The 14031-nt window shown below is 60.6% G+C and carries 11 protein-coding genes and 2 pseudogenes; 4 read left to right on the plus strand and 9 right to left on the minus strand.

Annotated elements, in window-relative coordinates:
• Positions 1 to 316: 316 nt before the first annotated feature.
• The 4 genes and pseudogenes from AC5ZFO_RS18725 to AC5ZFO_RS18740 all read right to left on the minus strand — a co-directional run.
• Positions 317 to 502, minus strand: a pseudogene (locus tag AC5ZFO_RS18725) (Ku protein); the annotation flags it as partial.
• Positions 503 to 583: 81 nt separating this feature from the next.
• Positions 584 to 1101 (minus strand): annotated as a pseudogene (locus tag AC5ZFO_RS18730) (TetR/AcrR family transcriptional regulator).
• Between the two features lie 20 nt (positions 1102 to 1121).
• On the minus strand, positions 1122 to 4262 hold the full coding sequence (locus AC5ZFO_RS18735; protein ID WP_496122317.1) for an efflux RND transporter permease subunit: 3141 nt from the start codon (positions 4260 to 4262) through the stop codon (positions 1122 to 1124).
• 38 nt (positions 4263 to 4300) lie between these two features.
• Entirely contained in the window at positions 4301 to 5410 is a 1110-nt protein-coding gene (locus AC5ZFO_RS18740; protein WP_496122318.1) for an efflux RND transporter periplasmic adaptor subunit, read from the minus strand.
• A 465-nt stretch (positions 5411 to 5875) separates the two neighbouring features.
• Between AC5ZFO_RS18740 and AC5ZFO_RS18745 the strand changes: the two genes are divergently transcribed.
• Complete coding sequence (locus AC5ZFO_RS18745) at positions 5876 to 6163, plus strand: hypothetical protein (RefSeq protein ID WP_496122319.1); 288 nt, start codon at positions 5876 to 5878, stop codon at positions 6161 to 6163.
• Positions 6164 to 6385: 222 nt separating this feature from the next.
• Here AC5ZFO_RS18745 and AC5ZFO_RS18750 read toward each other — a convergent pair whose 3' ends face one another.
• Entirely contained in the window at positions 6386 to 6916 is a 531-nt protein-coding gene (locus AC5ZFO_RS18750) for a TetR/AcrR family transcriptional regulator (protein ID WP_496122320.1), read from the minus strand.
• A 359-nt stretch (positions 6917 to 7275) separates the two neighbouring features.
• Here AC5ZFO_RS18750 and AC5ZFO_RS18755 point away from each other — a divergent pair, with 359 nt between their 5' ends.
• The 3 genes from AC5ZFO_RS18755 to AC5ZFO_RS18765 all read left to right on the plus strand — a co-directional run bounded on the left by AC5ZFO_RS18755 (position 7276) and on the right by AC5ZFO_RS18765 (position 10092).
• Complete coding sequence (locus AC5ZFO_RS18755) at positions 7276 to 7641, plus strand: winged helix-turn-helix transcriptional regulator (RefSeq protein WP_496122321.1); 366 nt, start codon at positions 7276 to 7278, stop codon at positions 7639 to 7641.
• 796 nt (positions 7642 to 8437) lie between these two features.
• On the plus strand, positions 8438 to 8794 hold the full coding sequence (locus tag AC5ZFO_RS18760) for a hypothetical protein (protein ID WP_496122322.1): 357 nt from the start codon (positions 8438 to 8440) through the stop codon (positions 8792 to 8794).
• Positions 8795 to 8802: 8 nt separating this feature from the next.
• Positions 8803 to 10092: a hypothetical protein gene (locus AC5ZFO_RS18765; RefSeq protein WP_496122323.1), complete on the plus strand. Its 1290-nt coding sequence runs from the start codon at positions 8803 to 8805 to the stop codon at positions 10090 to 10092.
• Positions 10093 to 10348: 256 nt separating this feature from the next.
• On the opposite strand, the gene AC5ZFO_RS18770 is transcribed toward AC5ZFO_RS18765, so the two are convergent.
• The 4 genes from AC5ZFO_RS18770 to AC5ZFO_RS18785 form a co-directional block, all read right to left on the minus strand.
• Entirely contained in the window at positions 10349 to 10630 is a 282-nt protein-coding gene (locus tag AC5ZFO_RS18770; RefSeq protein ID WP_496122324.1) for an SDR family NAD(P)-dependent oxidoreductase, read from the minus strand.
• 27 nt (positions 10631 to 10657) lie between these two features.
• On the minus strand, positions 10658 to 10849 hold the full coding sequence (locus AC5ZFO_RS18775) for a hypothetical protein (RefSeq protein ID WP_496122325.1): 192 nt from the start codon (positions 10847 to 10849) through the stop codon (positions 10658 to 10660).
• 899 nt (positions 10850 to 11748) lie between these two features.
• Positions 11749 to 12405 (minus strand): haloacid dehalogenase type II, encoded by a 657-nt coding sequence (locus AC5ZFO_RS18780; protein ID WP_496122326.1) that lies wholly within the window; start codon positions 12403 to 12405, stop codon positions 11749 to 11751.
• 214 nt (positions 12406 to 12619) lie between these two features.
• Positions 12620 to 13885 (minus strand): Glu/Leu/Phe/Val family dehydrogenase, encoded by a 1266-nt coding sequence (locus AC5ZFO_RS18785; RefSeq protein WP_496122390.1) that lies wholly within the window; start codon positions 13883 to 13885, stop codon positions 12620 to 12622.
• Positions 13886 to 14031: the final 146 nt, after the last annotated feature.

Below are 14031 nucleotides of genomic sequence, written 5' to 3' on the forward strand. Positions count from 1 at the left end.
TCCGCGCGGGGTCATTCCATGGCGCCGATCCACACCGCTGCCTTTCCAGCAACGCCATGTCTGCGTCGCTGTAGTGCTGAATGGCGCGCTGATAGCGAACCCCGCGCTCATACGGGATGTGATCCGTGACCGCGGAGCGTGCGATCTGGAACGCCTTCGCGCCAGCGACACCCGCGACCGTGGCACCGATTGCTGAATGCACCTTATGTATTTTTTCCAACACAGAAAGGTGCTGCATGGCCGCGGACGTAGCCTGTCGGAAGCTATTCGTGTAAGCGCCTCCGGTGCTCTCGCTAATCCGCCTGGGGGAAATCTGAAGCGACATTGACACCTTGGCGACTTTGACGTCATGGATTTCGTCGAAATACTCCGCTTCCGAGCGCACTTCGTACGGGTAGCGCAGGAGCGTGCCGACGAGTCCCTTGTCCAGCGGCTCGAGCACGATGATGTGTTCGCGGCTCGTCAACACCACGTGTCCGACCGCGACCATGTTCATGCTGCGGTCATCGGGCGCGCATTCGCGCGACCCGTTGGCTCGCAATGACCGTCAGGACAATGACGGACGTGTCAAACGACGAATGCGTCAGTTCGCCCTGGCATGCTGCGAAAGGCCGGCGATGACAAAGTCGATCATCTGATCGATCGAGGGGCCGGGCTTGGTCGCGCATTGCGCGATCATCTGGGGGTGGAAGAGCGCATCATCGCGGTGCAGGCGCAGAGCGAGGCCGTCTGCAGGTCGGCGATCTCGAACTCGCCCGATGCGGCGCCTTGCGCGATCACCTCGCCGAGCGTCGTCGTGATCAGCTCCATATGGGCGACGCAGACTTCCCAGCTCTCTTCCATCGCCACTTTGACCATCTCATGCAGCTTGGAATCGCCGACATAGCGCTCCGTATTCATGCGGTGGATGGTCGCCACGCCCTCGTGGATAGCCTTCCTCGAATCGAAGAAGCGATACACGTTGGCCGGGCTCATGCGCAGCTCTTTGGCGATATCGGCGACCGTGGTCTTCTGGTAGCCGATCTGCCGGAACAGACGCTCGGCCACCACCAGGATCCGCTCCCGCGTGTCGCTTTCGATATGGTCCGAAACCAGCGTCATGTGCAGTGCTCAATGTTCATTTATTCGGCAGCCTGAGCAAGCGGAGATGCGGGCTTTCCCTGGGCTTCGTGCCGCGCTGCAGAAGGGGGCTGCTCGCTGGTGCCGCTTTCTTCCAGGCTCTTGCGGAACCAGAGCGCGTAGAGGCCCGGCAGGTACAGCAAGGTCAGGAAGGTTGCAACAAACAAACCGCCCATGATGGTGATCGCCATCGGGCCCCAGAAGGCCGAGCGCGTCAGTGGGATCATGGCGAGGATGGCGGCCAGCGCCGTCAGCACCACCGGGCGGGCGCGGCGGACGGTGGCCTCCACGATCGCCTCGCGGCGGGTCAGGCCGTGCGAGACGTCGGTCTCGATCTGGTCGACCAGGATCACCGCGTTGCGCATAATCATGCCGGCGAGCGCGATCAGGCCGAGCAGCGCCACGAAGCCGAACGGGGCGTTGGCGATGTTGAGCCCGAGCGAGGCGCCGACGATGCCGAGCGGCGCGGTCAGGAACACCAGGAGCAGGTGCGAGAAGCTCTGAAGCTGGAACATCAACAGCGTCAGCATCACGATGACCATCAGCGGGAACAGCACAAAGATCGAGGCGTTGCCCTTGGCGGATTCCTCGAACGCACCGCCCGGCTCGATCCGGTAGGCCGGCTCGAGATGATCCTTGATCGCCTGCAGCTTCGGCGTGATCTGGTTGGTGACGTCGGGCGCCTGCACGCCGTCGACGACGTCGGAGCGCACGGTGATCGCCATGTCGCGGTTGCGCCGCCACAGGATCGGCTCCTCGTGGGCGTATTCGATCTTGGCGATCTGCTGCAGCGGCACGGCAACGCCATTACGTGACGTCACGGTGAGGTCGCCGACGCGGCCGAGATCGAGCCGTTCGGACGGCACCGCACGGGCGACCACACCGACCTTCTCGATGCCGTCACGCACGGTCGTGACCTGCGCGCCCGAGATCAGCATGGACAGCGCCTGCGAGACGTCCTGCGGGGTCAGGCCCATGGCGCGGGCGCGATCCTGATCGACCACGAGCTTGAGGTAGGGCGACTGCTCGTTCCAGTCGAGCTGCGCCTCCTTGATGTTGGGGTTTTGGCGCATGATGTCTCGCACCTTGTAGGCGATGTCGCGCACGGTGTTGGCGTCGGGCCCGATCACGCGGAACTGAACGGGGAAGCCGACCGGCGGGCCGAAATTGAAGCGGTCGACGCGAACGCGGGCTCCCGACAAATCGCCGTCGGCGACTGCGTTCTCAATTCTGGCCTTGATCCGCTCGCGCGCTTCGACGTCCTTGGACACGATCACGATCTCGGCAAAAGCCTCGTTCGGCAGTTGCGGGTTGAGGCCGAGCCAGAACCGCGGCGAACCCTGCCCGACATAGGAGGTGTATGTCGCGATGTCCTTGTCGTCCTTCAACAGCGCTTCGGCCTTCTTCACGGCGTTTTCCGTGACGTTGAAGGCGGTGCCTTCCGGCAGGCGCAATTGCAGGAACAGTTCGGGACGTTCTGATAGCGGGAAGAACTGCTGCTGGACGTGACCGAAGGCCAGGATCGAGGCGACGAACACGCCGACGGTTGCCAGCACTACCTTGACGCGGTGATTGACGCACCACTGAATCATCCCGCGCAGAATGCGATAGACGCGCGTCTCATAGACCGCGTGAGGATCGTGGTTATGGTGGACCTTGATATTCGGCAACAGCTTGACGCCGATATAGGGCGTAAAGATCACCGCCACGAACCAGGAGGCGACCAGCGCGATCGCCACGATCCAGAAAGTGCCGCCGGCATATTCGCCGACCCCGGAATTGGCAAAGCCGATGGGGAGGAAGCCAGCGGCTGTGACCAGCGTTCCCGTGAGCATCGGAAACGCAGTAGATTCCCAGGCAAAGGACGCCGCGTGGATGCGGTCCCAGCCCTGCTCCATTTTCACCACCATCATCTCGACCGCGATGATAGCGTCGTCGACAAGCAGGCCGAGCGCGATGATCAGGGCGCCGAGCGTGACGCGGTGCAGGTCGAGCGACATCGAATTCATCACGATGAACACGATGGCGAGCACTAGCGGCACCGACATTGCGACCACGATGCCGGTGCGCCAGCCCAGTGCCACGAAGGAGACGAACAGCACGATCGCCAGCGCCTCGATGAAGGAGTGCACGAACTCGCCGACGGCGTGCTCGGCCACTTTCGGCTGGTCGGCGATCTGCTCGACATTGATCCCCTGCGGCACCGCCTTCATGAATTCGTCGGTCGCCTTCTCGACGTCCTTGCCGAGCTCGAGCATGTTGGTACCCTTGGTGGTGACCACGCCGATGCCGAGCGCGGGCTTGCCTTCCTGCCGCACCACAAAGCTCGGCGGATCGACGAAGCCATGCGTCACGGTGGCGATGTCGCCGAGACGGAACACGCGGCCGTTGCTTTCGACCGGGGTTTCGGCGACCGCCTTGGCGCCGTCGAGCGCGCCGGTGACACGCAGCGGCACGCGCTGAGAGGAGGTTTCGACGGTGCCGGCCGGGGTGACGTTGTTCTGCTTGGCGAGCGAATCGAACAGCGCCTGCGGCGTGATGCCGAGCGTCGCCAGTTTCGCATGCGAGAACTCGACGTAGATGCGCTCGTCCTGGGTGCCGTAGAGATTGACCTTGGTGACGCCGTTCACCTTCAACAACCGCTGGCGCAGGCCTTCGGCCGCCTTTTTCAACTGCACATAGTCGGCCCCCTCGCCGGTCATCATATAGAGAACGGAATCGACGTCGGAGAATTCGTCGTTGACGTTCGGGCCGAGCAGCCCCGCCGGCAACTGGCCCTGCACGTCGGCAATCTTCTTGCGCAGCAGATAAAACAGGTAAGGCACGTCCTTTGCCGGCGTCGAATCCTTGAAGGTGACCTGCAATGCCGTGAACGACGGCTTGGAATAAGTCTGCACTTTCTCGAAGAACGGCAGTTCCTGCAGCTTCTTCTCAATGGGGTCGGCGACCTGGCTTTGCATTTCCGCAGCCGTCGCGCCCGGCCAGATCGCCGACACGTTGACCACCTTCACCGTGAAGTACGGATCTTCCGCGCGGCCGAGCCGCTGATAGGAGAAGAAGCCAGCCGCGCCGAGCGCGATCATCAGGAACAGGATCAGCGTCGGATGGCTCACCGCCCAGCCCGAGAGATTGAAGCGCTTCATAGAACTCTCCAATAGTGCCTGTTTTTGCCGACCACGCGTCAGAACGATAGCGACGAGACGACGCGCACCTTTTGCTCCGGATCGAGCTTCTGCACCCCGAGCGCGACCACCTTGGCGCCTTCATCGACGCCACCTGCGATCACGACACAATTGCTCGCGTAGGACTTCACCTTCACCGGCTTTAGCGAGATTCCGCCTGAAGCATCGACGATATAGAGCGAGGGATCGCCGCCCTGGCTGAACAGCGCCGACAGCGGCAGCCTTGCCATCCGCTCGGTCGCGGCATCGGTGAGCGTCAGCGTCGCAGTCATGCCGAGCGAGACGTCGTCGCCGGCGTCAGGCAGCGAGAACTTGGCGAGATAGGTGCGCGTGGCGGGATCGGCCGATGGCGCGACCTCGCGCAGCTTCGCGGCATATTTTTTGTTGGCTTGCGACCACAGTGTCACGGTGGCGACGCCGGACTTGGCGCGGCCGAGCAGCGTTTCTGGAATTGCGACCACGGCCTCCTTCTCGCCAAGGCGTGCGACGCGGATCGCGGTCTGACCGGAGGCGACGACCTGGCCCGGCTCGATCAGTGTCGCGGTGACGACGCCGCGAGTATCGGCGATCAGCGTCGCATAAGAGAGCGAATTCCTTGTCAGCTCGACCGAGCGCTCGGCGCGATTGAGCCGCGCGCGGGCCTCATCGGCGGCGGCGCGGCTGGTGTCCATCTGCGCATCGGTGGTCCAGCCCTTTGCGCGAAGATCCGTAGCACGCTGCTCGGCGGCGGCGGCCTGCGCCAGCACGCCGGTCGCGGCACGGAATTCAGCTTCCGCCTGCTCGGCTTGCAGCTTCAGGTCGACTTCATCAAGCGTGGCGATCGGCTGGCCGATGTCGACGGTCTGGCCGACCTCGACCAGCCGCTTCTCCACCTTGCCAGGGACCCGGAAGCCCATGTCGGTCTCGATCCGGGGCTTGATCGTACCAACGAAACTGCGCTCCGGCGTCTCCGCTTCATAATGTACGGTGGCAATCAGAATGGGCCGACCGGGGGTGGCCTTTTGGGCCACTGTGTCGTTGCAGCCGGTAAGCGTAATCACGACAACAAAGGCCAGCATCACGCCAGCTAAAAGCCTGTAATAGCGGGAACAATTGGAATGCGCGAACATAGGACTCTCCATCGGCTGCGCCTTACTTGATCCCGGGTCTGCGAGGTCACCGGCGTCCTGGACCCGGAAGCGCCAGCGCTACGGCGTATCGCCTGAGTGAGCGTAACGACTCGCGTGTTCTCGGTGTTTTCTGCTTTGGCGTCCCACGATTTCGGTAGCGTAGCATCGTCACGGTACAATCTCCTTGTTAAAGGACCGTCGCTCTCGAATAGTGAAGGTTTGGAGCCGTAGCGTGCCCGCCGTATTTTACGAACACTACTAATTAGATGCTAATCGACATCTATCGCACAAGCGCGGACAGACAAGCGAATTCGATCCCCCACACAGGAAAGTGATATGCGTCCATCGAACGAGGAGGGATTGAATTAGATGTCAATCGACATATTAAAACGTTCTGGCGCAGCATAGCCGAACTGATCGCGCGCCTTGCTGGTTAGTCGTCGCAAACTTTGAACGGAGGTGTGCGTGAACAAGCTTTTTTTGACTATCGGCGCAACGGTCGTCGTGCTGGGCGGAATCAACGCGAAGGCTGAAGAACTTCCAGCTTTCGAAAGGTTCGGATTTCCAATTACGCAGACCCAGGTTGCGGTGTTGGGTTCTGCTGGCGTCCGAGAGAGATCACCAACGCCGACGCTCATGCTCTACGGAATGCCGGCGTCCCCACATCAGGTGGCGGTCCTGTCGCCGCGCCCGCGCGGCGTGAAAGGGATGGCTCCTAGCGCGTTGACTACCGGTTGGCGCCCCCTCCAGTGACGCCCCGCTCAGGCCCAAATTTGCCATAGCGATTTCGCGTGCGGCGCTGCGCTCGTTGATGACGGGAATTGTCGGTGCCGCCCTATGCGCGTCGTCCACGACGACGCGTTCTTGTCGGAGATCCTCGAAGCTTCGAGATCGGGCACTTGTGCCGAGTCGCCGCGTATGCCCGTCAGACGTGGAGACCGGCACGTCGGGCCAGGTGGCATGCGCTGAAATCCGTCACTCCCAAGAAGACAACTTGGCGCGCGCGGCGGCTAAAATCTCGTTCGAGACCTTCGGATCAGCGACAATTCTAGAGATCGTCAGCGCGCCGAGCATCGTCGCGACGAACAGGCTGGCAGATTTCTTCGCCCGGTCGGTACTCGGATCCTTCATCCGTTCGGCCACTGTGGCGATCATCTTCAGGATTCCCTTGGTGGCCGCGGACCGGGTCGACTTCTCCGATCTCGCGAGTTCGCTCCCGAGCGCGGCTAGAGGACATCCGTGAGCCCGGTCCTTCCTGTGCTCGGGGGAAAGATAGGCGTTGGCGATTGCCTCAAGCGCTTTGCGGCCCTTGCCCGTGGAGGCGGCAGCTTCCATTTCGGCGAGATTGGCCGCGAACGCGTCCGCCGAAGCTTCGGAGACGAGTTGGTCCTTCGAGTCGAAGTGCCGGTAGAACCCGCCGTGCGTCAGGCCGGCACTTTCCATCAGATCGGCCAAGCCGGTTTCGCAGATCCCATTCTGACGGAAACGAATTCCGGCGGTCTTCACGATGTTACGTCGCGTCTCCGCTGCTTCCTCTCTCGACCTTCTCATGAGTAGTCTCCTGCAGGACAGCTGAACGCATCCTGCCCATACATTTTAGTCGGATCCACTAACTATCGCGGACCGCAGTTTAGCGGCGTCATCCTCGCTGGACGTGAGTTCGATATTTAGAGTACCATCGACATCTAACGCAGACTATTCTCTAAAGAGTCAAGAGCGATGTGGCTGTTCTTCCCGGAGTTCCCCCCGCTCGGTCACGGCAAGATGAAAAGATCAAGAACCGAAGCCGCCGAAACCAGGCAGTGAATGGTCGGGGCTGCGCCGACCGGTTGCAACGAGAGGGAATCGGCGTGGGGAAAAGGTCGATGAAGTGGAACGCCGAGCAATCCTCGTCCCTGTGCAATGCATTGTCGGTGATCGGGGATCGTTGGACACTTTTGATACTGAACCAGGGTTTCCTCAAGCTTCGCAGATATGGAGAAATCCAGTCTTCGCTGGGTTTATCAAGACCGCTGCTCGCCGCAAGGCTCAAGAAAATGGTACGCCTAGGGGTGCTGAAGAAGGTGCCTTCGCGGAAGTCGGCGCGGGTTCACGAATATCTCCTGACCGAAAAAGGCCGCCAGTTCTATCCCGTCCTGCTGGCCCTCGCTCGATGGGGAAATGCCTCGGCCGCCGCGGAAGCTCAGCCCTCGATCCACGAGCACGTCCCCTGCGGCCGGCAGCGCGAGTGACTGTGCCCATACCGCTGAAGCACATGTATTCCCTACTCCGTCTTCAAAGAATTGACGCTCTTACATCTTCCGCAACACCACGCTCGCGTTGACGCCGCCAAACCCGAAGCCGTTTGAAAGCACGTGTTCGATCTAACGCGTTGGCTTCGAGCCGGTTCAGGTCCTTGCCATGCATGACGACGAGCGCGCTTCATCCACGCTGGCGAATGCCGGTTTCTGCCCTGGTACGCATTCACTTTCGTGTGTGAGGGGATCGATTTCGCTTGTCCGTCCGTTCTAGCTTGCAATATAGAGGTCAATCATCATCTAATGGTGCAATCGCCAAAAATACGGCGAGTACGCTAGAACAGCTCTTGCGTGAATCGCGTTAGTTTGTCCGCGCCAGGACGACGTTTCTATTCAGCTTACGGGAGCGAACATGCGAACAGTAGAGACGCCATCGGGCGCCAGCACAGGATGCGGAGGACCCTGGGCCAATTCTACCGGATGATCGAGGCGATCGAGACGTCTCCTTTGGAGAGTCTCCTGATCGGGTCTTGCGACTTGAACAGGAGGTTTCTGCGCTCAAGCGCATCTTGCCGATGGGCTCTGTAGACAACGAGTGAGTTGGGACTGGGGCCATCTATTGCCGCAGCAGCGCGGTGCAACAGTCTTCGGATAGGTATCTTCATCGTGCGCAGGAATCCTGGGACATCGCATCGACTTCACTTTCGAGTATCCTGGATTACCACTTTTGCGACCCGCGCCGAATGAAAGTGAAGTAAGCGCCACCTATCGGCAATGTGAGAGGCAATCGATGGCTTTGTGGATCAGATCGTTCGCCGTGTTTGCAGCCGTCTTGCTGGCCTTCCAATCAGCGCATGCCCGTGATCGCGATGGCAGATATGCCAATTCGCCACTTCACGAATGGTTTGAACAACTGGCCAGCAAAAAGGGTCGCTGTTGTTCGGACGCCGATGGTCGGGCGCTCTCGGAGATCGATTGGGAATCACATGACGGTCACTATCGCGTTCACATTGATGGGGATTGGGTCGACGTCCCCGAGGACGCCGTTGTAACAGAGCCAAATCGTGCGGGGCGGACGATGGTTTGGTGTTTCTGGTTGGACGGACACCCTCAAGTTATCTGCTTCATGCCTGGGAGCATGACCTAGAGATTTCCATGGTTGCCGAAAATCATCAGACAGGCAGGCTCGGGTTGAACATACAGTCGAACTCGGATGCGGAATCGCTGGCATCTTTGATCTCCTCCGACTACGCGGCGATGGAATCGTCGATCGCCTTCGCGATCGGAATCGGGCTGAACCGATCCCTTCGGAGCCGTTTGAGAGCACTCGCCGGCACATCCGACAGTCAGGCAATCTTCGTGAGCTACCTCCAGACAGATGCATGGCTGGAGATCGATCCCAAAGGATCTGTTATCGCGCGCCGCCAAAAGCCTGAAAGGTCGCCTTCGATCGACCTTGGGCAAGCGATGACGCGCGACCCGGCGCTCGGCGAATTGGTTGATGCGGCATCGACGGATACAAGGGCCCTCAGAAGGGCCGGGAAGCTAATGGAGCCCTTGGTCCAAGGATGGGATTTGCCGTCGCGGCAGCAGTTCGGCCGTTTGATCGAGTGGTCTCCCGTGCTCGAACACCTCGCCTATCGATGTGCGACGAGGATGAGCAGCCTGGTGGACACCATCAGGTACGACATCCTCGAGTCCAAGGTGAAGGAAGCCAGACTTGGCCAATACTGGATGGCGATCCACACCATGGCCAACACGATACTCCTGTCGTCTGCGCCGGAGGCCAACCCTTGGCTGTCTGACATGGCGAAGCGCATACCGTGGGTCTCGTGGACGCCTACGTTCCCTCTGCTGCGTGAACGGACGCTGTGGCTGGCGGCCTGCGCCGCCCGTTCGGCGATGGCCTTCGGAAGTGACGTTGTGGAGAAGTATCTGCGGGTGGTCTCCCGCGCGACGCACCCGGTCAAGGTCTTCGATGCCCTATATGGGCTTTCCGCGATAGCGCTAGAGGACGCGGATGCCGCCAGAACGGTCCTTGCCGAACTGCGTTCGCTCAAGGGCGCGTTAAAGCGCCGAAATCTCGAACACCTGCCCTTGATCGAGGCCGCGTGCTCGGGGGCGCTAGAGACCATCTCGGAACCTGATTTCGAATTGAACGAAGCCGATTGGGAAATAAGACTTCTCGGATGGCAGAGGACGTCGGGCCGGGGTTTGGCGACACCTGGTGCACTACGCGCTGACCCGGCGACCATCCTTGCGTCGGGACGCTATCTTGGCCTGGCGGTTCTGCCGTTCGTGATCAGCACTCCGGTGCGCGATTTCTACCCCGTCATGCGCGAGGGGACCCGGACGCTCGATATCTCCGTAAGCGAGATATCAGAAACGGTCTTTCGCGCCTGGGGCTCGCCCGAGCGTTCTTCGTCGCGTTTGACGCTTCACTGACGTTCGAGCCTGTCGGCGAACGAAGAACCTACAGCGCGACGCGCTTAGCACGTTCTTCGCCATTCGCGCTTTGACCGTAGGCCACCCAGCGATCGTATTCGCGCTCCTCGAAATTGGGTCATGAGAGTCGACGCCCGCCCGGCGATGCCCATATGAACTCAGCGCAACGACGCGCGCGCCGTTGGAGCGGACCAGCGCAGGCCAGAGCCGGCAGGAGAGCTGGAAGTGTCCGAGGTGATTGGCGGCGAATTGCAACTCATAGCCGCGGGCGTCGCGCGTCAGCGGCGCGGGCCATCACTCCGGCGTTGTTGATGAGGATGCCGAGCTTGTCGGTTAATGACAGGACACGCCCGGCGAACCGATCGATCGACGCCGGATAGAGCAGCTCCAGTGCCTCGACGACAACGTCGGGCATTGCAACGAGCGCGTCCTTCGCCTTCGCGGTATCGCGGGCCGGAACGATGATCTTTGCGCCCGCGGAGAAGAAGTAAGGGACGGTCTCGATCCCGATACCCGAAGAGCCGCCGGTGACGACCACGGTCTTGCCTTTCCAACCCTTCGGCGGTCATTGACCCTTGAGGCGCACGGAACAGTGATCGCAAAGCCGCCGCTCATCGACGTCGAGATCTTTGAAGCGGCGTTCGAGTAGCGATGATCGAAGAGAATCCAGTCGCGAACTTGAACGCGTGCGCTTGTTCTCACGGCGCTTGCAGCAACCGCCGTCCTTGCGATCGCGCAGTTCGTCACCTTCGATCATTCCCGGCGAAACCCCCGGCCCGAACATTCCGGCCCTGCAGCAAGCTGACGCTGCGCGTGCGGTGATAGTTTGCGCGCGAACAACTGACGCAAAACCAGCGCGGCGGCGTCTCCGCAATGGACCCGCAGCCGGTCCCTAAGCGCCCCTCGTCCGAAAACTCTGGAGAGTCCGTTTTTGCTCGCCCTGATATCCTTTTTTACGACGCGCATCGGATCGACTGTACCAATTGATCTGCGCGCTCTATCCCATGGCGTCTAAGCCAAGCTCACTACTTCGGTCAGAATTTTCAACGCGAAGGAAGCGAGAACACTCGACCAAACTACGCTAAACTGCGCGATGCCAGCCTGCAGCACTACTCCCACTCTATCATTCAGAAAGATGTTTCCGCGTTGATTTCCAAGCATAAATTCTTAAGGCTGACGGTATAATCCCGACGGTATGCCCGCCCAAATCTTTTGGTCTTGAGTTCACAGAAAAATTTTGGCGCTTCGGAAGGGTGGCACCTTCAGCAACTATCAGAGTCAATCGGCGTAGCAGACGCCTACTAAGTCGGAGCAGCTTTCTCTTGGCTTCTCACCCGGTTCTGCTCGATACCGTCAATCATTAGGCTGAACCAGGCATTGATGGTCCGGTTAGCGCAATTCCACTTCAAACCGAACGTCATCGCTATGTCGTAGTCGATCATGGCGATCCAGCATCTAGGTCGTCTGACCATAGTCATGCGCACTGCCCGATACTGCCGGCACAACGGTGGGAAACGCCCCGATCGTGGCAGCAGTGATGCTAGATGCGACCATGCCAGACAACCAGTGGCGCTCGCATTGCACTATATTCAACTACAAAGGCGCCGGTCTCGATAAGCGGAGAGAGGGCCTGGATGGCCCTCTGCCGCGCGGCAATCACTTCACCCTCAGTTGCTCCTGATGAGCCTTGACGAGATCGTGCATGCTGTTGAATCGGAAATCGAAATGCGGCATCTGGCCTGGGTTCATTGTGGCTCCGAAGCCTTCCTTATCGTGACGCCGATAGATCCAGCATGATTTCAGACCGTGCTCGTTCGCCGGCTTGTGGTCGTGGAACATGCTCTCGGCGGTATGCAGGATCTTCTCCTTCTTCACGCCGATTTCGCCTAGCTTTTCGATCATGTAGTCGAAATTCCGGTGCGAAGGCTTGTAGGAGCCGATGTCCTCAGCGGTGTAAATCGCGTCGAACTCCACTTGGAGCCTGCGGTTGCTGGCCTGGAACGTCTCATTGTCAACGTTGGAAAGGATGACGAGCTTGAAGTATTTCTTCAGGTACTGAAGCGCCCCCGGGGAATCCTCGAACGCCGGCCAATTTCCGACGGATCGGCCGTACTCAGCGCAATCTTCGTGGGAGACGTGCACGCTCCATTCTTCGCCGAGGCGCTTGTAGACGATCGGCAGCAGGTCGCGATAGCGTTTCGCAGGAGTATACTTTTGCTGGCTCGATTCGTGGCGCGCGTGTGCCTCCAAAATCTGGTCTCGCGTGAGCGGACGCTTCACGCGATCCGTGAGCCCCTTCAGGGCCTCGACCATCCCGCCCTCCCAATCGATCAAGGTGCCGTAACAGTCGAAGGTCAGAGCGTCGAAGTCCGTGAGCAACATGGTCATGTCTCCTCTTTGATGTTGTCATTGTAGGTTAAACGAATGGCAGGATCCCCGCGTCCGAAGGGACCTGGACGCAGAACCGATCGGAAATCGTCCCCGGCGCAGCACAATCTGCCGTCTGCCTCGCTGAGTGGACGCCGGCCTACGGAAACAAACCTCTGGTGCCCTTGGCGTCGCGAACGCGCTGCACACCGATCGATAGCGCGGCATTTCTGTTGGAGATGCTCAGCCGCTCGGCGCGTCCCACCACCTGCGCGAAGCTGCGGTCCAGGATTTCGTATAGCCTCCGCATGACTTCCGCTTCGTCCCAGAACAGCCTCTGGAGATCCTGCACCCACTCGAAATAGCTGACGATGACGCCGCCCGCGTTGCAGAGAATATCCGGCACGACGAAGATATCTCCACGCGCCTCGATGATCGCGTCGGCATCGGGCGTCGTCGGACCGTTGGCGCCTTCGGCGATGATTCGACACTTGAGGGCCGCCGCGTTGCATGCATCGATGACACGTTCGACCGCGGCCGGGACGAGAATGTCGCACGCGGTCATCAGAAGCTCTTTGGGATCGATCTCCGCCTGCTGCGCGAAACCTTTCAGGACGCCCGTCTGCCGCACGTGCCCGAGGACGGCCTCGATATCGAAGCCCTTGGCATCGTGCAGCGCCAGGGAGTGATCGCTGATGCCCACGATGCGAACACCCTGCTTCGCCAGCGCCACCGCACTCACCGATCCGACGTTGCCGAATCCCTGAACCACGGCCGTCGCGGATTTCGGATCGATCCCGAGCTTCTCCATCGCCCGACCCGCAAGGTGCGCCACCCCGTTGCCGGTGGCATCCCGCCGACCGTGCGTTCCGCCAGCGGAGATCGGCTTGCCGGTGACTATCTCGGTCACGGTTCGGCCTTGGTACATGGAGTACGTGTCCATGAACCAGGCCATCACCTGCTCGTCCGTCCCGAGGTCCGGTGCCATCACATCCGTGTAGGGACCGACGAAGGGGATCATCTCCTGCATGTATCGCCGGGATAAAGTCTCCAGTTCGCGCCTGGACAACGCGCGGGGATCCACCGCGATGCCACCCTTGGCTCCGCCGTAGGGCAGTCCGGACAGCGCGCACTTCCAGCTCATCCATACGGCGAGGGCTGCGACCTCGCCGAGGTCCACATTGGGCGCGAAGCGCGTTCCGCCCTTCGTCGGCCCGAGCGTCAGATGATGCTGCACCCGGTAGCCCTCGAAGACCGCGACGCTTCCGTCGTCGCGGTGGATCGGACACGTCACGGCCATCGCGCGCTTCGGATAGAGCAGACGGTCCCGCTCGTCGGGCGATAGATCGAGCAAGTCGGCCACTCCGCCGAATTGACGGCGCGCCATATCGAACACAGGGCCTTGATAGATCGTTGGACGGGTCATCGATGATCTCCTCGGGAGCCGAAGCAACTCCACGCCGATCAATACAAAACCCGGGAAGTCGGAACTGCCGAACATCGCGATAATTCGGCAGAGCCTTTTTCGAAATTGCGGTCGAACGGCAAGCGCTGCCGCGCGAATGCGCGAAG

It is taken from the genome of Bradyrhizobium sp. Unk1, assembly GCF_059512345.1.